Origin of the sequence: Streptomyces sp. AP-93 (genome assembly GCF_022808175.1) — a bacterium.
GTDB lineage: Bacteria > Actinomycetota > Actinomycetes > Streptomycetales > Streptomycetaceae > Streptomyces.
The window spans coordinates 96,408-119,740 of sequence record NZ_JALGBX010000007.1 but is presented as its reverse complement, the minus strand read 5'-3'; the positions used below and the strand labels follow the sequence as shown (position 1 = coordinate 119,740).

Annotated in this window: 20 protein-coding genes; 5 read left to right on the top strand and 15 right to left on the bottom strand. The window is 72.5% G+C overall.

Translation table 11 applies throughout. The features are described 5' to 3' along the window. Nucleotides 1–2 precede the first annotated feature (2 nt). From MTF69_RS13925 to infC, 8 genes are all read right to left on the bottom strand, one after another. A complete protein-coding gene (locus tag MTF69_RS13925; protein WP_243334097.1) occupies nt 3–1,352 on the bottom strand; it encodes a transcriptional regulator in 1,350 nt (449 codons plus the stop codon). 647 nt (nt 1,353–1,999) lie between these two features. Beyond that, the gene (gene pheT, locus MTF69_RS13920; RefSeq protein WP_243334095.1) at nt 2,000–4,528 is read right to left on the bottom strand and encodes a phenylalanine--tRNA ligase subunit beta; all 2,529 of its coding nucleotides are present in this window, start codon (nt 4,526–4,528) and stop codon (nt 2,000–2,002) included. Then, nucleotides 4,528–5,655 carry a phenylalanine--tRNA ligase subunit alpha gene (gene pheS, locus MTF69_RS13915; protein WP_243334093.1) on the bottom strand — a complete coding sequence of 376 codons (1,128 nt, stop codon included), beginning with the start codon at nt 5,653–5,655 and terminating at the stop codon, nt 4,528–4,530. Before pheS ends, pheT begins: the two co-directional genes overlap by 1 nt. A gap of 152 nt (nt 5,656–5,807) precedes the next feature. Beyond that, nucleotides 5,808–7,106 carry an ATP-binding protein gene (locus tag MTF69_RS13910; protein WP_243334091.1) on the bottom strand — a complete coding sequence of 433 codons (1,299 nt, stop codon included), beginning with the start codon at nt 7,104–7,106 and terminating at the stop codon, nt 5,808–5,810. A gap of 56 nt (nt 7,107–7,162) precedes the next feature. Further along, nucleotides 7,163–8,023: an RNA methyltransferase gene (locus MTF69_RS13905; RefSeq protein WP_243334089.1), complete on the bottom strand. Its 861-nt coding sequence runs from the start codon at nt 8,021–8,023 to the stop codon at nt 7,163–7,165. Between the two features lie 133 nt (nt 8,024–8,156). Then, nucleotides 8,157–8,543 (bottom strand): 50S ribosomal protein L20, encoded by a 387-nt coding sequence (gene rplT, locus MTF69_RS13900; RefSeq protein WP_214948116.1) that lies wholly within the window; start codon nt 8,541–8,543, stop codon nt 8,157–8,159. Between the two features lie 103 nt (nt 8,544–8,646). Next, complete coding sequence (gene rpmI / locus MTF69_RS13895; RefSeq protein ID WP_030157249.1) at nt 8,647–8,841, bottom strand: 50S ribosomal protein L35; 195 nt, start codon at nt 8,839–8,841, stop codon at nt 8,647–8,649. A gap of 104 nt (nt 8,842–8,945) precedes the next feature. After that, nucleotides 8,946–9,734 (bottom strand): translation initiation factor IF-3, encoded by a 789-nt coding sequence (gene infC / locus MTF69_RS13890; protein WP_243334086.1) that lies wholly within the window; start codon nt 9,732–9,734, stop codon nt 8,946–8,948. A gap of 323 nt (nt 9,735–10,057) precedes the next feature. On the opposite strand from infC, the gene MTF69_RS13885 reads away from it, so the two are divergent. After that, on the top strand, nt 10,058–10,432 hold the full coding sequence (locus MTF69_RS13885) for a DUF1844 domain-containing protein (protein WP_243334084.1): 375 nt from the start codon (nt 10,058–10,060) through the stop codon (nt 10,430–10,432). 93 nt (nt 10,433–10,525) lie between these two features. On the opposite strand, the gene MTF69_RS13880 is transcribed toward MTF69_RS13885, so the two are convergent. From MTF69_RS13880 to MTF69_RS13870, 3 genes are read right to left on the bottom strand one after another with little or no spacing between them, the layout of a single operon-like run. Further along, complete coding sequence (locus MTF69_RS13880; RefSeq protein WP_243334076.1) at nt 10,526–11,266, bottom strand: SseB family protein; 741 nt, start codon at nt 11,264–11,266, stop codon at nt 10,526–10,528. Nucleotides 11,267–11,278: 12 nt separating this feature from the next. Further along, nucleotides 11,279–12,463, bottom strand: a complete 1,185-nt coding sequence (mycP, locus tag MTF69_RS13875; protein ID WP_374322991.1) for a type VII secretion-associated serine protease mycosin — start codon at nt 12,461–12,463, stop codon at nt 11,279–11,281. Beyond that, a complete protein-coding gene (locus MTF69_RS13870; RefSeq protein WP_243334074.1) occupies nt 12,460–13,299 on the bottom strand; it encodes a hypothetical protein in 840 nt (279 codons plus the stop codon). The genes mycP and MTF69_RS13870 overlap by 4 nt, the downstream gene beginning before the upstream one ends. 253 nt (nt 13,300–13,552) lie before the next feature. On the opposite strand from MTF69_RS13870, the gene MTF69_RS13865 reads away from it, so the two are divergent. Continuing rightward, the gene (locus tag MTF69_RS13865) at nt 13,553–14,755 is read left to right on the top strand and encodes an amino acid deaminase/aldolase (protein ID WP_243334072.1); all 1,203 of its coding nucleotides are present in this window, start codon (nt 13,553–13,555) and stop codon (nt 14,753–14,755) included. A 17-nt stretch (nt 14,756–14,772) separates the two neighbouring features. On the opposite strand, the gene MTF69_RS13860 is transcribed toward MTF69_RS13865, so the two are convergent. The 4 genes from MTF69_RS13860 to MTF69_RS13845 all read right to left on the bottom strand — a co-directional run bounded on the left by MTF69_RS13860 (nt 14,773) and on the right by MTF69_RS13845 (nt 19,864). Further along, nucleotides 14,773–16,077 (bottom strand): haloacid dehalogenase-like hydrolase, encoded by a 1,305-nt coding sequence (locus MTF69_RS13860; RefSeq protein WP_243334070.1) that lies wholly within the window; start codon nt 16,075–16,077, stop codon nt 14,773–14,775. Nucleotides 16,078–16,199: 122 nt separating this feature from the next. Continuing rightward, nucleotides 16,200–16,994 (bottom strand): 3-oxoacyl-ACP reductase, encoded by a 795-nt coding sequence (locus MTF69_RS13855; RefSeq protein WP_243334068.1) that lies wholly within the window; start codon nt 16,992–16,994, stop codon nt 16,200–16,202. Between the two features lie 5 nt (nt 16,995–16,999). After that, complete coding sequence (locus MTF69_RS13850; RefSeq protein ID WP_243334066.1) at nt 17,000–18,364, bottom strand: aldehyde dehydrogenase; 1,365 nt, start codon at nt 18,362–18,364, stop codon at nt 17,000–17,002. Nucleotides 18,365–18,484: 120 nt separating this feature from the next. Beyond that, nucleotides 18,485–19,864, bottom strand: coding sequence for a glutamine synthetase family protein (locus MTF69_RS13845; protein ID WP_243334065.1), 1,380 nt, complete (start codon nt 19,862–19,864; stop codon nt 18,485–18,487). A 77-nt stretch (nt 19,865–19,941) separates the two neighbouring features. Here MTF69_RS13845 and MTF69_RS13840 point away from each other — a divergent pair, with 77 nt between their 5' ends. The 3 genes from MTF69_RS13840 to MTF69_RS13830 all read left to right on the top strand — a co-directional run bounded on the left by MTF69_RS13840 (nt 19,942) and on the right by MTF69_RS13830 (nt 23,021). Further along, nucleotides 19,942–20,688: a FadR/GntR family transcriptional regulator gene (locus MTF69_RS13840; RefSeq protein ID WP_243334063.1), complete on the top strand. Its 747-nt coding sequence runs from the start codon at nt 19,942–19,944 to the stop codon at nt 20,686–20,688. 114 nt (nt 20,689–20,802) lie between these two features. Continuing rightward, nucleotides 20,803–22,287, top strand: a complete 1,485-nt coding sequence (eat, locus tag MTF69_RS13835; protein WP_243334061.1) for an ethanolamine permease — start codon at nt 20,803–20,805, stop codon at nt 22,285–22,287. Between the two features lie 32 nt (nt 22,288–22,319). Continuing rightward, on the top strand, nt 22,320–23,021 hold the full coding sequence (locus MTF69_RS13830) for a gamma-glutamyl-gamma-aminobutyrate hydrolase family protein (RefSeq protein WP_243334059.1): 702 nt from the start codon (nt 22,320–22,322) through the stop codon (nt 23,019–23,021). Nucleotides 23,022–23,333: the final 312 nt, after the last annotated feature.

The following is a 23,333-nucleotide window of genomic DNA, read 5'->3' as shown; positions in this document are numbered from 1 at the left end:
TGTCACAGCGGAACGCGCAGCGCCCCGTCGATGAGCTCGGCCGCGCCCTCGGCCCCCGAGCAACCACTGGTCAGCAACTGCTCCCGGACCGCGCGCAGCCGGTCGCGCAGGCGCAGGGACTCCATCCCCTTGGCCCGCTCGGCCATTTCGGCCGCCGAAGCCACCGCCTGATCGGCCTCGCCCTGACGCAGCTGGATCTCGCACAGCATCGCGAGCCGGTGCACCCGGCCCCGGTCGTGCGCGGGGGTCCCGACCGCGGCCGAAGCCTGCTCCCGGGCCGCCCGCAGATCACCCAGACCGAGCAGCGCCTCCGCCACCTGTACGTTGACCAGCCCGGGCTGCACGTACCCCGTCTCGTCCGGCTCCGTGCCGGGACGGATCCGCTCCGCAGCCGCCTCCGCCTTGCAGATGCAGGCCAACGCGGCCGTCGTATCGCCGAGTTGGGCGTACGCCTTGGCCTGCATGGCGTACAGGTCCGCGGCCAGGGCCGGGGTGGTGTGCGGGCCGGCCGCGCGCAGGGCGGCCTCGGCGAAGGCCACGGCCTGGCGGAACTCCCGTAGGTGCAGGCACTGGTTGACGATCAGCGCGATCACATAGGCCCCGAGCCCGCGGTCCCCGCTCGCCTTGGCCAGCCTCAGCGCCTGATGGAAATAGCGCTGGGCCAGCCCGTGCGCGTCCGAGTCGTACGCGCAGATCCCCGCCACGGCCACCAGGGAACCGCCCGCCCGGTGCAGGCTGCGGCCGAGTCCGTCGGAGTAACTGCCGCGCAGCATGGGGGCGGTCTCGGTGCCGAGGAAGCGGACGACCCGGTCGCGGGTGGCCACGCCGCCGGCCCGGCGGTACATCAGCTCGTAGTGCGCGCGGGCGGCCTTCAGGATCTCCACGTGCTCGGGTCCGACGCGGGTCGGCCCCTCGCGGGACACGTCGGCGTCCTCCGGCGGGTTCTCCCACTCCCACACGGGCATCACCGCGGGGGTACCGGTCAGGGCCCCTGCGTCGAGGGGCTGCCGGCCGTTGCCGTCGCAGCGCCACAGGGCGGCCGCCCGGTCGACGAAGCCGCTGAGCGGGACTGTGCCGCCACGGCCGTGCGGATCGGCGGGCTGCCCGGGCAGACCGAACCCGGCGTCGTCGAGGGTGAGCGGCCGCCGCAGCCGGCCCCCGATCACCTCGCAGATCAGGTCCGGGACCTGGCCGCGCGGGCGCTGCCCCTTCAACCACCGTGCCACGGCGGTGTGTTCGTAGCGCAGGGCGAGTCCGCGGGAGCGTCCCGCCTGGTTCACGTACGCGGCGAGTCCTGCGTGGGACATGCCCGCCTCGGCGAGGAGGGCGTCGAGCAGGGCATTGGGCTGCATGGGCCGCTCCAAGGGCTCGTCGGATCCAGGCTAGTGGGTGCGGGGTTCACACGGGGTGTGAACGCAGTACGCGCATAAATGCGATACGCACCCTGCCGCCAAGCCCCCGGCGGGCGCTTCACTTAGGGGCCTCACCTCGCCAAGAGGTGGCTCGGGTCGTCGGCTCCCCCTCGTACAGTGCGACGACCCGTCAACCGCGCCGCCCGTCCTGTTGTCTGCCCGACACTCCACGGCAGGCGGGCGGCGCGCTTCGGCTCCGCCGGGGCCTGGTTGGTCGCCGGGCCCCGGCCGGGCCGGACCGAGCGCGCGCCGGGCCCACCCACCGGGCCCGGCCCGCGTGGTCCCCCGATACCGGCCCGGACGTCCGCGCCGCGGCCCGAGCCGCCGAGCCCTGCGGGCGGCTTCCCCCACCCCGCCCCTTCCCGAAACCGGGGGCGCTGCCCCCAGCCCCCCCGTTGCCCTCAAACGCCGGGCGAGCTGAAAAATCAGCCTCGCCGGCGTTTGAGGCGCGGGGTCCGGGGCGGAGCCCCGGGGAACGGGCGAAGGGTGGGTAGGGGACCCAGCCCCGCAGGGCCGGCCCGGGGAACGGGTGAGGGGGTGCACCCCGGCATCGGGATGCACCCCCTCGGCACAGCAAGCGGCAGCGGCTACGCGCCGCGCAGCACCGCACCCGTGCGCTCGCCCGCCAGGGCAACCGCCGCGTCACGCGCCGCCGTCGACTCCTCGGCGGTCAGCGTCCGGTCGGTCGCGCGGAAGCGCAGCGCGTACGCGAGGGACTTCTTGCCCTCGCCCACCTGCTCGCCCTCGAACACGTCGAACAGCCGCAGGGACTCCAGCAGTTCACCGGCACCCTTGTGCAGCGCGTCCTCGACGGCCGAAGCCGGCACCGACGCGTCCACGATCAGCGCGACGTCCTGGGTCGCCACCGGGAAGGAGGAGATCCGGGGCGCCCGCAGAGCCGCGCCGCCGGCCGCCGCGAGGCGGTCCAGGTCGAGCTCCATGGCGCTGGTGCGGGCCGGCAGGCCCATCGCCTTGACCACGCGCGGGTGCAGCTCACCGGCGTGGCCGATGACCGTCTCCACCCCGTCCAGGGTGACGAGCAGCTCGGCGCAGCGGCCCGGGTGCCAGGGGCCGTACCGGCCCTGGCGGATGACGAGCTCCGCACCGGCCTCGACGGCCAGCGCGCGCGCCGCCTGGACCGCGTCGGCCCAGTCGGCCGGACGGCCCTTGCCCCACCAGCCGGCCTGCTCGCGGGCCCCGGCCAGCACGACCGCGGCGTAGCGCGGCTGCGCGGGCAGGGCCGCGTCCAGGGTGGCGATCTCCTCGTCGGTGGGACGCCGGTCGACGCCGAGGCGTACCGCGACGCCCGGCTGCGCGGCGGCCCGGAAGACCGAGCCGGTCTCGAAGAGCGCGAGGTCGTGGCTGCCCCGGCTGTCGTTGCGGCGCAGCGCGCCGAGCAGACCCGGCAGCAGCGTGGTGCGCAGCGCCGGCTCCTCGTCGGAGATCGGGTTGACCAGCTTGACGACCTGGCGGGAGGCGTCGTGCGCGGGCAGCTGGAGCTGGTCGAAGACGCCCTCGCCCAGGAAGGGGTAGCTGAGCGCCTCGACGTAGCCCGCGCCGGCCAGCGCGCGGCCCACCCGGCGGTGCAGCTCCTGCCGGGCGGTCAGACCGCGGCCGGAGGGCACCTGCGGGAGGGTGGAGGGGAGGTTCCCGTAGCCCTCCAGCCGGATGACTTCCTCGGCGAGGTCGTTGGGCTCGGCGAGGTCGGGCCGCCACGAGGGCGCCGTGACGACGAGCTCGTCCTGGCCGTAGACGTCGCAGCCGACCTCCTGCAGGCGGCGTACGACGGTCTCCCGGCCGTACTGCATGCCCGCGACCTTGTCGGGGTGGTCCGCGCTCATCGCGATGGTGCGCGGGGCGCCCGGGGCGGTGAGCTCGGTGACGCCGGCCTCGGCGGTGCCGCCCGCGAGCAGCACGAGCAGGTCGACGGTGCGCTGCGCGGCAGCGGCGGCGGCCTGCGGGTCGACGCCGCGCTCGAAGCGCTTGGAGGCCTCGGAGGACAGCTTGAGGCGGCGGGCGGTGCGCGAGATCGACACGGAGTCGAAGTGCGCGGCCTCCACGACCACGTCCGTGGTGCCGGTGACGGCTCCGGTCTCGTGGTCGGTCACCGAGTCGGCGATCTCGGTGTTGGCGCCGCCCATGACACCGGCGAGCCCGATCGGGCCGCTGTTGTCGGTGATCACCAGGTCCTCGGCGTCGAGCGTGCGCTTGACCCCGTCCAGGGTGGTGAACTTCTCGCCCTGCTCGGCCCGGCGGACGCCGATGGTGCCGTCGATCCGCGAGCGGTCGTAGGCGTGCAGCGGCTGGCCGAGTTCCAGCATCACGTAGTTGGTGATGTCGACGGCGAGCGAGATCGGGCGCATGCCCGCCTTCTGGAGGCGGCGCGTGAGCCAGATCGGGGAGCGCGCCTCGGGGTCGAGGCCGGTCACCGTGCGGGCGGTGAAGCGGTCGCAGCCCTGCGGGTCGTCGATCTTGACGGCGTAGCCGTACGAGTTCGGCGCGGGCACGTCGAGCAGCGCCGGGTCGCGCAGCGGCAGGCCGTACGCGGTGGCGGCCTCGCGGGCCACACCGCGCATGGACATGCAGTAGCCGCGGTCCGGGGTGATGTCGATGTCGAGGACCTCGTCGACGAGCTCCAGGAGCTTGATCGCGTCGCTGCCGACCTCGTGCTCGTGCGGCAGCACGATGATGCCGTGCGTGCCGTCGTCGCCCATGCCCAGCTCGTCGCCGGAGCAGATCATGCCGTGCGAGGTGCGGCCGTACGTCTCGCGGGCGGCGATCGCGAAGTCGCCGGGCAGCACCGCGCCGGGCAGGACCACGACGACCTTGTCGCCGACGGAGAAGTTCCGGGCGCCGCAGACGATCTCCTGCGGCAGGCCGGTGCCGTTGGCTGCGCCGACGTCCACCGTGCAGAAGCGGATCGGCTTGCGGAAGCCTTCGAGCTCCTCGATGGTCAGCACCTGGCCGACGACGAGCGGGCCCCCCAGCCCACCGCCGAGCTGCTCGACGGTCTCGACCTCGAGGCCGGCGTCGACGAGCTTGTGGGCCACGTCGCGACCTGTTTCACCCGCGGGGAGGTCGACGTACTCCCGCAGCCAAGAAAGCGGGACGCGCATCAGATCTCACTCCCGAACGGCCGGGTGAAACGAACGTCACCCTCGACCATGTCTCGCATGTCTTCTACGTTGTGGCGGAACATCAGCATCCGCTCGATGCCGAAGCCGAAGGCGAACCCGCTGTACTTCTCCGGGTCCACACCGCAGGCGATGAGCACCTTCGGGTTGACCATGCCGCAGCCGCCGAGCTCGATCCAGCCCTCGCTGGAACAGGTACGGCACGGGCGGTCGGGGTTGCCCACCGAGGCGCCGCGGCACACGTAGCACTGCATGTCCATCTCGGCGGACGGCTCGGTGAAGGGGAAGAAGTGCGGGCGCAGGCGCGTGGTGGTGCCCTCGCCGAACAGCTCCTGCACCATGTGGTCCATGGTGCCCTTGAGGTCCGCCATGGTCAGGCCCTCGTCCACGGCGAGCAGCTCGACCTGGTGGAAGACCGGGGTGTGCGTCGCGTCGAGCTCGTCGGTGCGGTACACCCGCCCCGGACACACGATGTAGACGGGGGGCTTGCGCTCCAGCAGCGAGCGCGCTTGCACCGGCGAGGTGTGAGTACGCAGCACGACCCCGGACTCGTCGCCCTCGGTGCCTTCCGGCCCCCGGACGAAGAAGGTGTCCTGCATCTGGCGCGCGGGGTGGTCGGGCGTGAAGTTGAGGGCGTCGAAGTTGAACCACTCCGCCTCGACCTCGGGGCCCTCCGCGACCTCGTACCCCATGGCCACGAAGATGTCCGCGATGCGGTCCATCAGCGTGGTCAAGGGGTGCCGGGCGCCGGCGGGCACGCGGTCGTAGGGCAGCGTGACGTCCACCGCCTCCTCGACCAGCACCCGCTCGTCGCGCTCGGCTTCGAGCGCGACCGTGCGGGCCCCGAAGGCCTTGTTCACGGCGCCCCGGGCCTGGCCCACGAGCTTGCCCGCCGTGGCCTTGGCCTGCGGGGGCAGCGCGCCGATCTCTCGGTTGGCGAGCGCCAGGGGCGAGCGGTCGCCCATGTGCGCGGTCTTCGCCTCGCGAAGTTCGTCGAGGTCGCCGGCGGCGGCGAAGGCGGCGAGCGCCTCGTCCCGCATGCGCTCGATCTCTTCCGGTTTCAGTGCCTCGACCTCGACAGGGTCGTACGACTTGTTCGGTGCCGACATCTCTTCCCGTACTTCCGATGGCTGGCTGGTGGGTCCCCCGCGCGACGCGCAGGACGCGCTCGGCACAAGGACACAAAGGTGCCAAAGGTCGAGTCTAAAGGTCGCTGGGGGTGAAGGGGCCCGTGGGCCGCCTGGCGAGACGCTCCGCAGGGCTACTGCGTGAGGTACGCCGGGGCGCCGACGGGCAGGATAAATCGGAACTCGGCGCCGCCGCCGGGGCCGCGGCCGACCTTGATGGTGCCGCCGTGGGCTTCCACGATGCCCTTGACGATGTAGAGGCCCAGACCGGTGCCGCCGCGCTTGCTGCCCCGCCAGAAGCGGGTGAAGACGCGGCCCATCGACTCCTCGGGGATACCGGGGCCTTCATCGGTCACGGTGACGGCTGTTCCCTTCTCGGTCTTCCCCGCGGCGTTCGCGAAGCTGGTCGGCGTCACGTCGATGGTGACGGTTCCCTCGCCGTGCCGCACCGCATTTTCGAGCAGGTTGCCGAGGATCTGGTCAATTTTGTCCGGGTCCGCCCACAAGTCGGGCAGCGGCCGGCTCACACTGACGAGGAACCGCTCCGGGGCCTGCCCGTTCGCGGTGAGCGCCTGGACGTGGCGGCCCACGGCGGTGGAGATGTCGACCGGCTGGCGGCGCACCTCCAGGCGGCCCGAGTCGATGCGGGAGATGTCCAGGAGCTCGGCGATGAGCCGGGTGACGCGGTTCGCGTCGGCGTCGACGGTCTCCAGCATCAGTCGCTTCTGGTCGTCGGTGAACCGCTCCCACTTGGCGAGCAGGGTCGCCGTGAACCCCTTCACGGAGGTGAGCGGGGAGCGCAGCTCGTGCGCGACGGTGGCGATCAGCTCGGCGTGGCTGCGCTCGGTGCGCCGCCGGGCCTCGGTGCCGCGCAGGGTGACCACGAGCCGGCGCACCGGGCCCTTGGGGTGGGTGCGCACGTACCGGGCGGAGACGAGCACCTCGCGGCCGCCGGGGAGCAGCAGGTTGCGCTCGGGCTGTCCGCGCCGGGTGGCGAGGCCTCCGTAGGGGTCGGTCAGCGCCCACCAGCGGCGGCCTTCGAGGTCCTCCAGCGGGAGTGCGCGCTCGATCCCCAGGCCCAGGGCCTCGCCCGCCACGAGGGCGGTGATCCGGGCGGCGGCGGAGTTGAAACAGATGACCCGGCCGGTGGCGTCGGCGATCACCAGCCCGTCGGGCAGGTCGTCGGGGTCGATCCCGAGCGCGGCGTACTCGCCGCCGTGCCCGTCCGGATCCTCCGGCGCGTCCGGCCCCGGACCCGCCACGGCGGGGCCTACGGGGCTCGCGGGCGCGGGCAGGGTCTGCGGGGCCGAGGCGCCTTGGGGCTGCTGTACGGGCACCCGGGCGGCGGGCGCGGCCGGCGGGGGCACGGTCGCCAGGACCGGTGCGCCGGCCGCCTTGGCGGCACCTGGCGAGCTGTTCGTACCGACGGTCATGTCCCCGTACCCCACATCTCCGAGTAGCGCAGTGGGCCCCCCGGGCCGCCACATTACTAGCTGGGGGTCACGGAGCGGCACCCTCCGGGCGCCCGCTGTGCACGCGCGGAGGCGTACAGGCACACCGCGGCGGCCGTGGCGAGGTTCAGGCTCTCGGCCTTTCCGTGGATCGGGACCCGTACGACGGCGTCCGCGAGCGCCCTGGTCTCCTCGGGCAGGCCCCAGGCCTCGTTGCCGAAGATCCAGGCCGAGGGGGTGCCCATGGTGCCCGCGTCGAGCTCGGCGTCGAGGTCGTCGGTGCCGGCCCCGTCGGCGGCGAGGATCCGCACGCCGGCCGCGCGCAGCCCCGCGACGGCCTGCTCCACGGGCACGCCGACGGCCACCGGGAGGTGGAAGAGGGAGCCCACGGAGGCGCGTACCGACTTGGGGTTGTACAGGTCGACGGAGGCGTCGGTCAGCACGACCGCGTCGGCTCCGGCGGCGTCCGCGCAGCGCAGCACCGTACCGGCGTTGCCGGGGTCGCGGACGTGCGCGAGGACGGCGACGAGCCTGGGCCGGGCCTTCAGGATCTCCTCGAACGGGGAGTCGAGGAAGTGGCAGACGCCGACCAGGCCCTGCGGGGTGACCGTCTGGGAGACCTCCGCGAGCACCTCGTCGGAGGCGTAGTGGACGCGGGCTCCGGCGGCGTACGCGGCGTCGACGATGTCGGCGTAGCGCTCGGCGGCCTCCACGGTCGCGAACAGCTCGATCAGCGTGGACTCGCCCCCGGCGCCGCGGTGCTCCACGGCCTCGCGGACGGCCTGCGGGCCCTCGGCGATGAAGCGGCGCTCCTTCGTACGGAAATTACGTCGCGCCAGTCGCCTGGCGGCGGCCACCCGGGTGGACCGGGGGGAGATCAGCTCGGCGGGGGTGCCCATGGCGGTCGGCTCGCTTCCGTACGTACAGCGGGTGGCTGCCCTGATCGAAGGAAATGGTGGGTCAACGCACCGGACCCGCAGGCGCGAGGCCTGCGGGTCCGGGCAAGTTACTGCGGCCTTGACGGCGTGCTGCTTAGGCAGCGACCTTCGGGGCGTTGACGTCGGCCGGGAGGGCCTTCTGCGCGACCTCGACCAGCGCGGCGAACGCGTTGGCGTCGTTGACGGCCAGCTCGGCGAGGATCTTGCGGTCCACCTCGATGTTGGCGGCGTTCAGACCCTGGATGAGGCGGTTGTACGTCATGCCGTTCTGACGGGCAGCCGCGTTGATGCGCTGGATCCAGAGACGACGGAAGTCGCCCTTGCGCTTCTTGCGGTCGTTGAAGTTGTAGACCAGGGAGTGGGTGACCTGCTCCTTGGCCTTGCGGTACAGGCGCGAACGCTGACCGCGGTAGCCCTTGGCCGCCTCGAGGATTGCCCGGCGCTTCTTGTGCGCGTTTACTGCCCGCTTGACGCGTGCCACTTTGTACTCCTTGTAGCGGGGCCGTGGATGACTTCACACGGCCCGAATTCGATGGGGTCCCGGTCTTGACGTGCTCCCGCTCCCGGAAGGGGAGCGGAGGACGTCACTTGCCGAGAAGCTTCTTGATCTTCGCGGCGTCGCCGGGGGCCATCTCCGCGGTGCCGGTCAGGCGGCGGGTGACACGGGACGACTTGTGCTCGAGCAGGTGGCGCTTGCCGGCACGCTCGCGGAGCACCTTGCCGGAGCCGGTGATCTTGAAGCGCTTCTTGGTCCCGGAGTGCGTCTTGTTCTTCGGCATAGCGCCGTTATCTCCTCGTCGGTGGCGCCCCCACCGGCCCTGGTGGGGGCCGGCTCACGGGAGCGTCATGTTGTATCGGTGATCCGAGACGGGCTGCCTCGGAATCAGGCCTGGGCAGAGGCCTCGTCCGAGGCGGCTGCCTCGTCGGTGCCGGCCTCGGCCGCGTCGGCCGCGTCGGTCGCTTCCTCGGAAGCGTCCTCGGCGTCCACGTCCTCGGCTTCGAGTGCGGCGTTCTCCGCCTCGAGCGCGGCGTCGGCGGCCAGGGCCTCGTCACCACTCTCGTCGGTGACCGCAACACCCTGGCGCTCGGCCTTGCGGGCGGCCTGCGCCTCGCGGGCTTCGGCCATGGCCTCGGTCTTCTTCTTGTGCGGACCGAGAACCATGATCATGTTTCGGCCGTCCTGCTTCGGGTTCGACTCGATGAACCCGAGGTCCTCGACGTCCGAAGCGAGGCGCTGCAGCAGTCGGTAGCCGAGTTCCGGCCTGGACTGCTCGCGACCACGGAACATGATCGTGATCTTGACCTTGTCGCCCTGCTTGAGGAACCGAACGACGTGACCCTTCTTGGTGTCATAGTCGTGCGGGTCGATCTTCGGCCGGAGCTTCATTTCCTTGATGACCGTGTGCGCCTGGTTCTTGCGCGCCTCACGGGCCTTCATGGCCGACTCGTACTTGAACTTGCCGTAGTCCATGAGCTTGCAGACCGGCGGGCGTGCGGACGCCGCGACCTCGACCAGGTCGAGGTCGTACTCCTGCGCGAGCTCAAGCGCCTTGGCAAGCGGCACGATGCCGACCTGCTCGCCACTCGGGCCGACGAGTCGTACCTCGGGAACGCGAATCCGGTCGTTGATGCGGGGCTCGGTGCTGATGGATCCTCCTCGGTAGCACCACACGGCTGCCTGGAGGACAGCCGCTGACGTTTTTCCGTCAGACCGACCGCGGCGGAGAATCAAAAAAGCCCCGCCGGGCACAGACGAGGGCTCCAATACAACCGGAGCACCGTCGCGTGCGAACCGCGGGGCGCAAAATCGGGCAGCTTTCCATCGTCCGTACGGAACGATGGATACCGCCTGACCGGTGACCCGCCTCCCGTGAGGGTGGCTGGGTGGGAGAATCGGAGCCTCCACTTGTGGGCCGGGCACATAAGTGTCCGGCCGGTCGAAGTACATACTACCACCCGCGTTGCAAGCCCGCCGCACGGCATATCGTGTGGCCCATGACTGACGCGACGCCCTCCGGTTCCACTCCTGACTCCGCCCCCGACTACGACGACCTGACCCGCGACATCGCGGACGTGCCGGCCGTCGAGGTCATCACCACGGTGGCCGTCCACCTCCTCAGCGCGGCGGCGGTCAACCTGGGCCTGGACAAGCCGGACTCCGAGTACAAGGACCTCGACGAGGCCCGCAAGCTGATCACCGCCCTGGCGGGCCTGGTCACCGCGAGCGCCACCGAGATCAGCTCCTTCCACGCCGCCCCGCTGCGCGACGGCCTGAAGTCCCTCCAGCTGGCCTTCCGCGAAGCCTCGCTGGTGCAGGACGAGCCGGGGCAGGGCCCGGGCGAGAAGTTCACGGGTCCCGTGTACGCGTAACCCCGTAACCGAGTAACCGCGTCACCGCGGAAGCACGACGCCGAAGGACCACGCCGTGACATCACGGCGTGGTCCTTCGGCGTTCCGGGTCGCTCAGCGCGTGAAGAGCGGCTCGCCCGGCGGGACCGGGGCCCCCTCGGGGAGCAGCGCCAGGTCCAGGCCGCCTACGAGGCGTGCGCGCAGGGTCTCGTCGCCCGCCAGGGCCTCGGCCACCCGGCGAGCCGCCGGCGCGGCTTGCGGACCGGCCGCCAGCACGATCGCCAGGGTTCCGTCGGCGTCCGCACCGCCCGGGCCGAGGTGGGCGCCGAGTACGGCCGGCTCGGCGCTCACGACGGCCCGTACGGCCTCGCGCACGGCGGGGTCGGCGAGCGGGCCGGCGTCCGTGCGGCCCTCGGCGAGCGCGAGCAGCGCGGAGCCCGCCAGCTGGTAGGTGACCGGCCCGGACAGGTCCAGGACGATGGTGTCGGCCTTCTCGTGCGCGGCGGCGGCCAGCGCCTGGTGCAGCGGCACCGCCACCGGGCGGGCGGCCGGGTCCCACAGGGCCAGCGAGGCGATGGAGGTGAAGGCGGGCAGCGCCCGCCGGTCCCCCGCCCGCAGGGTCGGGACGGCCATGTCGCTGGTCTTCTCGCGCTTGAGTCCGGTCTCGGGGTCCGTCTCGACCTCGCCGAGGACCGCGACGACGGGAACCAGCAGGCGCGCGTCCTTGAGCGCCGCCAGCAGCTCCGGCTCCTTGGCTCTGTCCTCGGCCCAGGCGGCCAGGGCCGCGCTCAGCCGGGGGTCGGCGGAGCCGTCGTCGTCGGAGAAACCGGGGTCCGGAATGTTTTTGTTCGCCACAGTTCCCCGAGCCTATCCCGCGTCGGGATCCCGCCGTCCGGCCCCGGGCCGCCGGACCAGTACGCCGGCCGCCGCGAGCAGGGCCAGCCCCGCCGCCACGCCCACCGGGGCTCCGAAGCGGGCCCAGAGCCCGGGGTCGCGCACCGGGTCGGGACCGGGACCGAAGTAGGGGCTCCCGTCCACGACGGGTGCGGGCAGCACCGGCTCGGGGGACATTTCGTCGGCGGCCTGGAGGGCGGCGACCGGGTCCACCAGGCCGAAGCCGCGGGAGTCGTCGCGGCCGCCGCGCGGGGAATTGGAGGCCGTGTCCTCCAGCAGGTTCTTGATCTGCGCCGGGGACAGGTCCGGGTGGGCCGCCTTGACCAGGGCTACGGCGCCGGAGACGAAGGCGGAAGCGGCGCTGGTGCCCCAGCCCTCGTAGTAGGAGCGGTCGGGGTCGGCGATGACCACGCCGACGCCCGGGGCGCTGACGGTCGCGTACCAGCTGCGTGTGGAGAAGGAGGCCTTCCGGTTCTTCTTGTCGACGGCCGTGACGGCGATGACCCCGGGATAGGCGGCCGGGTACGAGATGCGGTCCCCCTCCTTGCCGCCGTTGCCGGCGGAGGCGACGACGACCACGCCCTTGGCCAGGGCGTACTGGACGGCCTCGTCCTCGGCGGCCTCGTGGTGGGCGGAGCTGCTGTCGTCGCCGAGCGAGAGGTTGATCACGTCCGCGCCGTGGTCGGCGGCCCAGCGGATGCCCTCGGCGAGGGCGCCGCCCTTGCTGTCGCGGGCCTTGTCCCGGCCGGGGTCGCGCTCCTCCAGGATCACCCGGACCGGGAGGATCTTCGCCTGGGGGGCGATGCCCCGGATGCCCTTCTTGCCGTCGGCACCGTGGCCGTGCCCGGCGATGATCCCGGCCATGGCGGTGCCGTGGCGGGCCCAGGCGCGGTCGCCCCGTACGGCGCCCATCCCGACGAGGTCGACGCCCTCCAGGACCTGGCCGGCCAGGTCGGGGTGCGTCGGGTCGACCCCGGTGTCCAGGACGGCCACGGTGACCCCCTCGCCCCGCGTGGTGCCCCAGGCCTCCTCGGCGCGCAGGGCGGTCAGGCCCCACTGGCGGTCGCGGATGGAGTCGGCGGTGGCCGGCGGCGCGGCGGTGACGGTGAAGAGGGCTCCGAGGGCGAGGGCCGCCGGGAACAGGGCGCGGCGGGTCACCGGGCGGCCTCCGGGGTCGCCGTCGGGGCCGGGGTCTGCGGGGTCTTCGACGGCTCCGCGGCCGGCCGGACCGGCTTGCCCGGAGGGGAGGTCGCGAGGGTGCGCAGGGTGCCTCCCACCAGATCGCCGATGGCCTTGGCCTCGTGGCCGAGGCCCGCCTGGGCCACGCGCCCGCGGGCGTCCTCGGCCATCTTGTCCTCCGCGGGGCTGGGTTCGTTGAGGCGGCGGCCGTCTGCGAAGGCGGACACGGTGTAGACGACGACAGGGGCTTCGGCGAGCACGGAGGCGGTCCAGGCACCGCGGCGGTTGGGGCGGAACCCGTAGCCGGGCGGGGCGGTGAACCGGCCGCGCAGCAGGTCCATGGCGGCGGCCTCCGCCGGGGTGAAGACCATGCCGACGGTGACGAGGGAACTTCGGGTGGCGTCGGTGTAGGTGGCGACGAGCACGCGGGTGCACCCGGTCCCGGCGAACAGGGCCTGCCAGTCGGCGTCGAGTACCTCGGAGCAGCCGGCGTCGGCGGCCTCGGTGATCCGGGTCCACGTGCGGTCGGCGCCGCCCGGCCCGGCGTCCTGGCCGTCGAGGACGAGCGGGAACAGGGTGTCGACGGGCGTGCTGTGCCAGAGGGACGCGGCCTTGCGGTAGGCCTCGGCGGGGGGCACGGGCCGGGACGCGGCCTGGTGGTCGGAGACCGCCTTGTAGCCGGCCGCACCGGTGAGACCGAGGCCGAGGAGGCCGCACAGGGCGGCGGCGAGGACCGTTCCCGGGCGCCGCCGTGGCGGTACCTGGACATGGTCGGGCGTGGTCAGGACCCCGCCGTGCGGTGTGGACGTACTCATCCGGCGGCTCAGCCCCCCGTTCCCGTCGGCTGCCTGCCCTTACTTTACGCGCCCGTCAGCGCCTGAAACGTCGGCCGGGGAGGAGCGACAGTAAACACATTCGAACTGCCGCCTCAATATCCAAATGGGGCATCCGGAGGTCGAGACCGAGATGTGACCGGAGCGCCCTCCCGGGCCTCTGACCTGGCAGGGCGTCCCCCGGCCTCCGCGAACCCCCTACCCACGAGTACACCCATCTGGCAGGCTGCCGCCCATGAACTCCCCCGCCGCCGACCGGGCCCGTTACGACCGGGCCACCGCCCATCTCGACGCTCCGCTCGCCCTCGTGGACCTGGACGCGTTCGACGCCAACGCCGACGATCTCGTGCGTCGCGCCGGCGGGAAGCCGGTCCGGGTGGCGAGCAAGTCCGTACGGTGCCGTGCGCTGCTCGAACGGGTCCTGGCGCGGCCCGGGTTCGCCGGGATCATGTCCTACACCCTCGCCGAGTCGATCTGGCTGGCCCGCTCGGGCTTCGAGGACGTCCTGCTCGCCTACCCGTCCGCCGACCGGGCCGGCTTCGCCGAGCTCGCCGCCGATCCGAAGCTGGCCGGCGCGGTCACCGTGATGGTCGACGACCTCGCGCAGCTGGAGCTCGTGGACCGGGCCCGCGACGGCGGCGGCCAGGAGATCCGGGTCTGCCTGGAACTGGACACCGCCCTGCACCTCTTCGGCGGCAGGGTGCGCGTCGGCGCCCGCCGCTCCCCGCTGCGCGAGCCCGCCCAGCTCGCCGAGCTGGCCCGCGCGGTGAGCGCCCGGCCCGGCTTCCGGGTGGTCGGGCTGATGGGCTACGAGGGCCACGTGGCCGGGGTCGGCGACGCCCTCCCGGGGCGTCCGCTCAGGTCGCGCGCCATCCGGCTGATGCAGGGCGCGGCCCGCAAGGAGCTGGCCGCCCGCCGGGCCGAGGCCGTACGGGCCGTGCGCGCGGTGGTCCCCGACCTGGAGTTCGTCAACGGCGGCGGCACCGGCAGCGTCCAGCAGACCGCCGCCGAGGACGCCGTCACGGAGATCGCGGCCGGGTCGGGACTGTACGTACCGCGGCTGTTCGACAACTACACCTCCTTCAGCGGCCGCCCGGCGGCGCTCTTCGCCCAGCCGGTGGTCCGCCGGCCCGGGGTCGGGGTGGTCACCGTGCTCGGCGGCGGGTACCCGGCCTCCGGCGCGCCCGGCGCGGACCGGCTGCCGGTTCCGTACCTGCCCGAGGGGCTGCGCTACGACCCGCAGGAGGGGGCCGGCGAGGTGCAGACCCCGCTGCTCGGCAGTCCGGCCGACGATCTGCTGATCGGCGACCGGGTCTGGTTCCGGCACGCGAAGGCCGGTGAGCTGTGCGAGCGCTTCGACACATTGCAGCTGGTCCAGGGCGACCGGGTGACGGCCACCGCCCCGACCTACCGGGGCGAGGGCCGCACGTTCCTCTAGGGCCGGCTGAAAAACGGCTAGAAGACGGAGTCCGCCTGGTCCGGGATGACGCTGGCGTCGCCCCGGAGCACGGGCCCCGGGGTGCCGTCGCGGCCGGTGAAGCCGGTGGTCGCGCACGGGTACGGCGTGGCCTTCTGCTTCTTGGGCTGGATGAACATCGGGTTCACGATCCACTTGCCGTCGCTGTTGTCGTAGGCGCGGCACATCAGCTCGTTCTTGTTGCGGTTGACGACGAGCCGCAGCACCGTCGCGTCCCGCAGGAACGAGATGTCGGTGTCGGAGTCGCCCGCGGCGAACACCTGGCGGCGGGCGGCCGGCTGGACCTTCTCGGCCGCGGCGCCGCGCACCCCGAAGATCTCCTTGTTGATCCAGCAGCGCTTGCCGTCGATGTACGTGATCATCGTGTCGGCGCCGTCCGCGACGGACCCGCAGCCCTGCAGGTGGTTGGTGAACTTCCCGCCGTACGTGGTGGTGTTGCGGATGCCGATCACGTGCCCGGCGTCGATGCCCACGCCCTCCGCCCACACCTCGACGACCGGCTGCGGCGAGGCCGAGCTGATCCAGACGTCGAAGCCGGCCTTCTGCAGAGCGCCGATGAGCTCCTTCTGCTGGTCGTAGTAGCGCACCCAGCCGGTGGCGGTGGCGGAGCCGACCTGCTGCTTGGCGTCGACCGGGGCGGCCAGGTTCTCGGCCCGCGCGGCGGCCGTGAAGCCGCGGATCTCGCGCGCGGTCCAGCCCTGCATGAGCTGCGGCAGCCAGGCGTAGGAGGGCTCGAAGGTACGGCGGTCCCAGCCGTCGAAGGCGGGGGCGCCCGCGCGGGTGGCGGCGGTGCCGTACACGGCGTTGATCTCGTCGGCGCAACCGACGCCTTCGGGGGCTCCGGTGGGCAGCGGGGCGCCGGGCTTCGCCAGCGTGCCGCAGGCCTCGGCCAGGGCCCGGGCGGCGGCCGGGGTGAGGTGGCGGCTGGTGCTGCTCCAGTCGCCCGCGGCGGGCTGGCGGATCTTGCCGTTGCGCAGCAGCCAGAACATTTGCGCGTCGCCCACGTCGTTCTTGACGACGGTGTTGTCCCAGTCGAAGACGGCGACGGGCTTGTTGCGGCTCGGCCGGTACGGGTTGCACGTCCCGTAGTCGTCGATGAGCTGCTGGAGCCGGGCCTGGTTGTCCCCGTACCAGTCGGCCTTGAGGTGGGGGGTGGTGCAGTGGGCGTCGCGGGCCGCCTGGGCGGCGGGCGCGGCGGGCGCGGCGGCCACGAGGGTGCCGGCGGCTATCGCGACGGCGGCGCCGACGGCCTGGAGCCGCCGCATCGAACTGGGTCGGGTCACTGAGGTGGGTTCTCCTGGTTCTCAGAAGGATCATCACGGTCAAGAGCGTCGCGGACGGTGGAGCACGACAGCCGGGCGTCGTGCGACGCCCGGCTGTCGGGAGGGTGGTGGGAGGCGGACGTTTACAGGGGAGTGACGTACGCGCCGGAGATCCCGCCGTCGACCAGGAAGTCGGTGGCGTTGATGAAGGAGGAGTCGTCGCTCGCGAGGAAGGCGACGGCGGCGGCGATCTCGGTGGGCTCGGCGAACCGGCCCAGCGGGATGTGCACGATCCGGCGGGCCGCCCGCTCCGGGTCCTTGGCGAACAGCTCCTGCAGGAGCGGGGTGTTGACGGGCCCCGGGCAGAGCGCGTTGACGCGGATGCCCTCGCGGGCGAACTGCACGCCGAGCTCGCGGGACATGGCGAGCACGCCGCCCTTGGAGGCGGTGTAGGAGATCTGCGAGGTGGCGGCGCCCATCCGGGCCACGAAGGAGGCGGTGTTGATGATGGAGCCCCGGCCCTGGCGCTGCATGTAGGGCAGGGCGGCCTTGCAGCAGAGGTAGACGGAGGTGAGGTTGACGTCCTGGACCCGCTTCCAGGCCTCCAGGCCCGTGGTGAGGATCGAGTCGTCGTCCGGGGGCGAGATGCCGGCGTTGTTGAAGGCGATGTCCACGGAGCCGTAGGTGTCGAAGGCGGTCTTGAACAGGGCCTCGACCTCCTCCGGGCTGGTGACGTCGACCTTGACGAAGGTGCCGCCGACCTCCTCGGCCGCGGCCTTGCCCGCGGTCTCGTCGATGTCGCCGCAGACGACGTTGGCACCTTCGGAGGCCAGCCGGCGGGCGGTGGCGAGGCCGATGCCGCTGCCGGCTCCGGTGATGACGGCGGTACGGCCGACCAGGCGGCGGCAGACGATCTCTTCGGTGGGCTCGATGCTCATGTTCTTCAGGCCTCCGTGCTGATGAAGACGTTCTTGGTCTCGGTGAAAGCGGTGAGGGAGTCGGGTCCGAGCTCGCGCCCGAGTCCGGACTGCTTGTAGCCGCCGAAGGGGGTCCAGTAGCGGACGCTGCTGTGCGAGTTGACCGACAGGTTGCCCGCGGCGACGGCGCGCGAGACGCGCAGCGCGCGGCCCACGTCGCGGGTCCACAGGGAGCCCGCGAGGCCGTAGTCGGTGGCGTTGGCCAGGCGTACGGCGTCCTCCTCGTCCTCGAAGGGCAGGACGACGGCGACCGGTCCGAAGACCTCTTCGGTGGCCACGGCGGCGGTGGGGTCGACGCCGGTGACGAGGGTCGGGGGGTACCAGAAGCCGGGGCCCTCGGGCGCGGTGCCCCGGACGACGGTGAGGTCATCGGTGACGTAGGACCGTACGCGGTCCAGCTGCGCCCGCGAGATCAGCGGCCCCAGCTGCGTGTTCTCGTCGTACGGGTCCCCGACGACCACCTTCTCGACGGCGGGGACGAGCAGTTCCATGAACCGGTCGTACGCGGAGCGCTGTACGAGGATCCGCGTGCGGGCGCAGCAGTCCTGCCCGGTGTTGTCCAGGAAGGACATGGGGGCCGCGGCGGCCGCCGCCTCCAGGTCCGCGTCGGCGAAGACGATGTTGGGGTTCTTGCCGCCGAGTTCGAGGGTGAGGCGCTTCACCCGGTCGGCGCACTTGGCCATGATCCGCTTGCCGGTCCGGGTGGAGCCGGTGAACACGATCTTGGCCACCCCCGGGTGCTCGACGAGGGCGTCGCCCGCGACCTCGCCCCGGCCGGGCAGCACCTGGAAGAGGTGCTCGGGGAGTCCGGCCTCCAGGGCGAGCTCGGCGAGGCGCAGCGCGGTGAGCGGGGTGGTCTCGGCGGGCTTGAGGATGACCGCGTTGCCGGCGGCCAGCGCCGGGGCGAGGCCCCAGGCGGCGATCGGCATGGGGAAGTTCCACGGCGCGATCACGCCGATGACGCCGAGGGGTTCGAGGAAGGTGACGTCGATGCCGCCGGCGACGGGGATCTGGCGGCCGGAGAGCCGTTCCACTCCCCCGGCGGCGAAGTCGAGCACGTCACGGACGTTGCCGGCTTCCCAGCGGGCGTTGCCGATGGTGTGGCCCGCTTCCCGGACCTCCAGCTGTGCCAGTTCCTCGATGTGCCCGTCGACGACCGCGGCGAAGCGGCGCAGCAGCCTGGCCCGGTCGCCGGGAGCGGCGGCCGCCCAGGCCCGCTGGGCCGCGGTGGCCCGTACGACGGCGGCGTCGACGTCGTCCCGTGTGGCGGCCGGGACGACGGCGACGAGTTCCTCGGTGGCCGGATTCAAGACTTCCAGCGCATCGGACACGTGGTGGCCTTTCAGACGTTCGGGTGCGGTGGGTGCGGTGGGTCCGGTAATGCGGTGCGGCGGGGCGGGGCGGGGCGGCGGATGCCGGGACGGCTCCGGCCCTACGGGACGGCTCCGGCCCTAGAGGCGTTCGAAGGAGCGGCGCAGTTCCCAGTCGGTCACGGCGGAGTCGTACGCGTCCAGTTCGACGCGGGCCATGTTGCGGTAGTGGGCGACGACCTCGGGGCCGAAGGCGGCCTTGGCGATCTCGCTGTTCTCCCAGAGCTCGGCGGCCTCGCGCAAGGTGGTGGGAACGTGCGCGAAGTCGGCGGTGTAGGCGTTGCCGGCGCAGGCCTCGGGCAGCTCCAGGCGGTTCTCGATGCCGTAGATTCCGGCCGCGACCAGGCCGGCGACGGCGAGGTACGGATTGACGTCGCCGCCGGGCAGGCGGTTCTCGAAGCGCAGGGAGCGGCCGTGGCCGACCACGCGGAGCGCGCAGGTCCGGTTGTCCACGCCCCAGGCGACGGCGGTCGGCGCGAAGGATCCCGGCCGGAAACGCTTGTAGGAGTTGATGTTGGGGGCGTAGAGAAGGGAGAAGTCGCGCAGGGCGGCGAGCTGGCCGGCCAGGAAGTGGCGCATCACGGGTGACATACCGCCGTGGTCGTGCGCGTCCGGGCCCTCACCGGCCATCGCGCTGCGTCCGTCGGCATCGTTGAGCGAGAGGTGGATGTGACAGGAGTTGCCCTCGCGCTCGTCGAACTTGGCCATGAAGGTGAGCGAGACACCCTCCTGGGCGGCGATCTCCTTGGCCCCCGTCTTGTAGACGGAGTGCTGGTCACAGGTGGTCAGCGCCTCGTCGTAGCGGAAGACGATCTCGTGCTGGCCGAGGTTGCACTCGCCCTTGGCCGACTCGACGACCAGGCCGGCGGCCTGCATCTCGTTGCGGATGCGGCGCAGCAGGGGTTCGACGCGGCCGGTCCCGAGGATGGAGTAGTCGGTGTTGTACTGGTTGGCGGGGGTCAGGCCGCGGTAGTCGGAGTTCCAGGCCTGCTCGTAGGTGTCCAGGAAGACCATGAACTCCAGCTCGGTGCCCACCATCGCGGTGTACCCGTGTTCGCCGAGGCGCTCGAGCTGGCGGCGCAGGATCTGCCGGGGCGCTGCGACCACGGGCGAGCCGTCGTTCCACGCGAGGTCGGCGAGGACGAAGGCGCTGCCCGGGTTCCAGGGGATCCGGCGCAGGGTGGCGAGGTCGGGGTGCATGGCGAAGTCGCCGTAGCCCCGGTCCCAGGAGGACATCTCGTACCCGTCGACGGTGTTCATGTCGGTGTCGACGGCGAGGAGGTAGTTGCAGCCCTCGGTGCCGTGCCCGAGGACCTCGTCGAGGAAGAACTGTGCGGCGAACCGCTTGCCCTGGAGCCGCCCCTGCATGTCGGGGAAGGCCAGGACCACTGTGTCGATTTCACCGCTGGCGACGAGAGCGCGGAGCTCCTCGGGCGAAAGCGGCGGCTTGCGGTCTACCACGGGATTCTCTCCTTCGGTGAGCCGAGTAGGCCTAAGGTATTGAATAGAACCATTGCTTGGGAAGGGGAGGAGGCGAGATGACCAATACGGCGAGCGAGGACGAGGCCGCCCGGCGGCTCAATCCCGTACTGCGACAGGTGCGGGCGGGCAACGGTTTCGAGGAGGCGCTGGAGCAGATCCTCCAGGTGGTCCGGCTCGGACTGGTACCGGGCGGGGAACGGCTGCCGCCGGAGCGCGAGTTGGCCGAGCGGATGGGGATCAGCCGGGTGACGCTCCGCGAGGTGCTGAAGGTACTCCAGGACCAGGGCCTGGTGGAGGCCCGGCGCGGGCGGTACGGCGGAACGTTTGTGCTGTCCCGCCCCGACACGCCGGCCGGGGGCACCGAGGAGGAGCTGCGGCGCCGGGTCGCGGGCGTGGACATCGAGGATGTCCTGCGCTTCCGCGAGGTGCTGGAGGTGGGAGCGGCCGGCCTGTGCGCCTCCCAGGGACTCTCGGAGCAGGAGACCGACCGGCTGCTCGGGGCACTGACCGCCACCCACGACGCCCCGCTGCCGGACTACCGCCGCCAGGACACGCTCTTCCACCTCACCCTGTGCGAACTCGCCGGATCCGCCACCCTGACGGCCCAGTACGCGGCCGTCCGGGCCACCGTGAACGACCTGCTGGACTGCATCCCGCTGCTGGTGCGCAATCTGGAGCACTCGCAGCAGCAGCACAGCACGCTCGTGGAGGCGGTGCTGGAGCGGGACCCGGAGGCGGCGCGCGCGGTGATGCGCGAGCACTGCTGCGGCACGGCGGCGCTGCTGCGGGGGTTCCTGACCTGACCCGGACCCGGCCGAGAGGCATTCGTAACCCCTGTTTAACGCAGGGGTCTTGCGCCCGCCACGCCCGAGCAGCAAAGGTACGCCCCACAACCATTGCCCTAGGCAGGAGCGCACATGGCCGACGACACCGGCGCACGGCTGGCAGCCGTGCCCGAACCCACCCCGTCCCCCGAGAACGCCACCGGGAACGGCACCGACGGCTACCTGGAGCGCCGCACCCTGCGCCGCGGCAGCGCCGGCTGGCTGCTGCTGACCGGTCTCGGCGTCGCGTACGTGGTCTCCGGCGACTTCTCCGGCTGGAACATCGGCCTCGCCCAGGGCGGCTTCGGCGGCCTCGCCATCGCCACCGTCCTGATGGGCGTCATGTACGCCTGCCTGGTCTACTCCCTCGCCGAGCTGTCGGCGATCCTGCCCACCGCCGGCGGCGGTTACGGCTTCGCCCGCCGGGCGCTCGGCACCTGGGGCGGCTTCCTCACCGGCACCGCGATCCTCATCGAGTACATCCTCGCCCCGGCCGCCATCGCCATCTTCATCGGCGACTACGTGGAGTCCCTCAACCTCTTCGGCCTGACCTCGGGCTGGCCGGTCTACCTCGCCTGCTTCGTCGTCTTCATAGGCATCCACCTGTGGGGCGTGGGCGAGGCCCTGAGCTTCTCGCTCGTCGTCACCGCCATCGCCGTGATCGCGCTGGTCGTCTTCGCCGTCGGCGCCTTCACCCAGTTCGACCCCGCCAACCTCGACAACATCGCCGTCGACACCACCGCCGCCGGCGCGAGCTCCTGGCTGCCGCTGGGCATCCTCGGCATCTGGGCCGCCTTCCCCTTCGGCATGTGGTTCTTCCTCGGCGTCGAAGGCGTGCCGCTGGCCGCCGAGGAGGCCAAGGACCCGGTCCGCTCGGTCCCGCGCGCCCTGTCGATCTCCATGGGCGTCCTGGTCCTGCTCGCCCTGGTCACCTTCCTCGCCTCCACCGGTGCGCGCGGAGCCGACGCCATCAAGGACGCGGGCAACCCGCTCGTCGTCGCCCTGGAAGGCGACCCCGGCCTCTCCTGGCTGAAGACCTTCGTCAACTACGCGGGCCTGGCCGGGCTGGTGGCCTCCTTCTTCTCCCTCATCTACGCCGGCTCCCGCCAGCTCTTCGCCCTGTCCCGGGCGGGCTACCTCCCGCGCTTCCTGTCCCTGACCTCGAAGCGCAAGGCCCCGTACCTGGGCCTGCTCATCCCCGGCGCCATCGGCTTCGCACTGGCCGCCGCCACCGGCAACGGCCCGCGCATGCTGAACATGGCGGTGTTCGGGGCGACCATCTCGTACGCGCTGATGGCCCTCTCCCACATCGTGCTACGGCGCCGCGAGCCCGGCCTGGAGCGCCCGTACCGCACTCCGGGCGGCATCGCGACCTCCACGGTGGCCTTCGTCCTCGCCCTCTCGGCCCTGGTCGCCACCTTCCTGGTGGACAAGGACGCGGCGTTCATCGCGCTGGCCGTGTACGCCGTCGCCCTCGCCTACTTCGCGTTCTACAGTCGGCACCACCTGGTGGCCTCCGCGCCGGAGGAGGAGTTCGCGGCGCTGGCGGAAGCCGAGGCCGAGCTCTCCCGCGACTGATCCCCACCCGCCGCCCTCCGGAGGTACCCCCCTTGCCCAGGCCGCTCATCGGCATCACCACCTACGTCGAGCAATCCACCCGCTACGGGGTGTGGGACATTCCGACGGCCCTCACCCCCACCGGGTACTACGAGCTCGTCCAGGCCTCGGGCGGCATCGCCGTCCTGCTCCCGCCGGACGAACCGGAGGCGGCGGCGGAGGTGCTCAGCCGGCTGGACGGCCTGGTCGTCGCGGGCGGCCCGGACATGGACCCGGTCCGGTACGGGGCTCCGCGCGATCCCCGCACCGGACCGGCGGCGACCCTGCGCGACACGTGGGAGCTCGCCCTGACCTCCGCGGCCCTGGCCTCGGGCACGCCCCTGCTCGGCGTCTGCCGTGGCATGCAGGCGCTGAACGTGGCCCTGGGCGGCACCCTGATCCAGCACATCGACGGCCACGTCGCGGGCCCGGGCGTGATGTCCTGGCACCCGGTCCGCCCGGTCCCCGGCACGCGGTACGCGGCGCTGGTCCCGGAGGAGTCGGAGGTCCCGACCTACCACCACCAGGCCGTCGACCGCCTGGGCCGGGGCCTGATCGCCTCCTCCCACGCCACCGACGGCACGGTGGAGTCCATCGAACTCCCCGCCCCCTCCCCCTGGACCCTGGGCGTCCAATGGCACCCGGAACAGGACAAGGACACCCGCGTCATGTCAGCCCTGATCACAGCGGCATCCACCCGAACACCCCACCCCTGACCGGGCCCCTTGGGCACAGCCGGCCCGGGGCGAAGCCCCAGGTCTTTTCAGCCGTCCGGCGTTTGAGGACCGGGGCCTGGGGCGGAGCCCCAGGGGGTCCGGGCGCAGCCCGGTACCCCTTCCAGCCCGTCCGGCGTTTGAGGACCGGGTCCGGGCAGAGCCCGGGGAACGGGCGAAGGGCGGGTAGGGGACTCCGCCCCGCAGGACCGCCCGCCGCCTCCCACTCGGGGATCCGGCCGCGGGGGCCGGTGCGGAGCTGTCCCCCACCCGCCCTTCGCCCGTTCCCCGGGGCTCCGCCCCGGACCCCTGGGC

Excerpts from the sequence above, each read along its gene's own strand:
- MTF69_RS13910 (WP_243334091.1), bottom strand. The coding sequence starts at position 7,106 with ATGACCGTCGGTACGAACAGCTCGCCAGGTGCCGCCAAGGCGGCCGGC.
- MTF69_RS13925 (WP_243334097.1), bottom strand. The coding sequence starts at position 1,352 with ATGCAGCCCAATGCCCTGCTCGACGCCCTCCTCGCCGAGGCGGGCATG.
- eat (WP_243334061.1), top strand. The coding sequence starts at position 20,803 with ATGGCCGACGACACCGGCGCACGGCTGGCAGCCGTGCCCGAACCCACC.
- MTF69_RS13905 (WP_243334089.1), bottom strand. The coding sequence starts at position 8,023 with ATGGGCACCCCCGCCGAGCTGATCTCCCCCCGGTCCACCCGGGTGGCC.
- rpmI (WP_030157249.1), bottom strand. The coding sequence starts at position 8,841 with ATGCCGAAGAACAAGACGCACTCCGGGACCAAGAAGCGCTTCAAGATC.
- pheS (WP_243334093.1), bottom strand. The coding sequence starts at position 5,655 with ATGTCGGCACCGAACAAGTCGTACGACCCTGTCGAGGTCGAGGCACTG.
- MTF69_RS13885 (WP_243334084.1), top strand. The coding sequence starts at position 10,058 with ATGACTGACGCGACGCCCTCCGGTTCCACTCCTGACTCCGCCCCCGAC.
- MTF69_RS13840 (WP_243334063.1), top strand. The coding sequence starts at position 19,942 with ATGACCAATACGGCGAGCGAGGACGAGGCCGCCCGGCGGCTCAATCCC.
- MTF69_RS13855 (WP_243334068.1), bottom strand. The coding sequence starts at position 16,994 with ATGAGCATCGAGCCCACCGAAGAGATCGTCTGCCGCCGCCTGGTCGGC.
- MTF69_RS13865 (WP_243334072.1), top strand. The coding sequence starts at position 13,553 with ATGAACTCCCCCGCCGCCGACCGGGCCCGTTACGACCGGGCCACCGCC.
- MTF69_RS13870 (WP_243334074.1), bottom strand. The coding sequence starts at position 13,299 with ATGAGTACGTCCACACCGCACGGCGGGGTCCTGACCACGCCCGACCAT.
- pheT (WP_243334095.1), bottom strand. The coding sequence starts at position 4,528 with ATGCGCGTCCCGCTTTCTTGGCTGCGGGAGTACGTCGACCTCCCCGCG.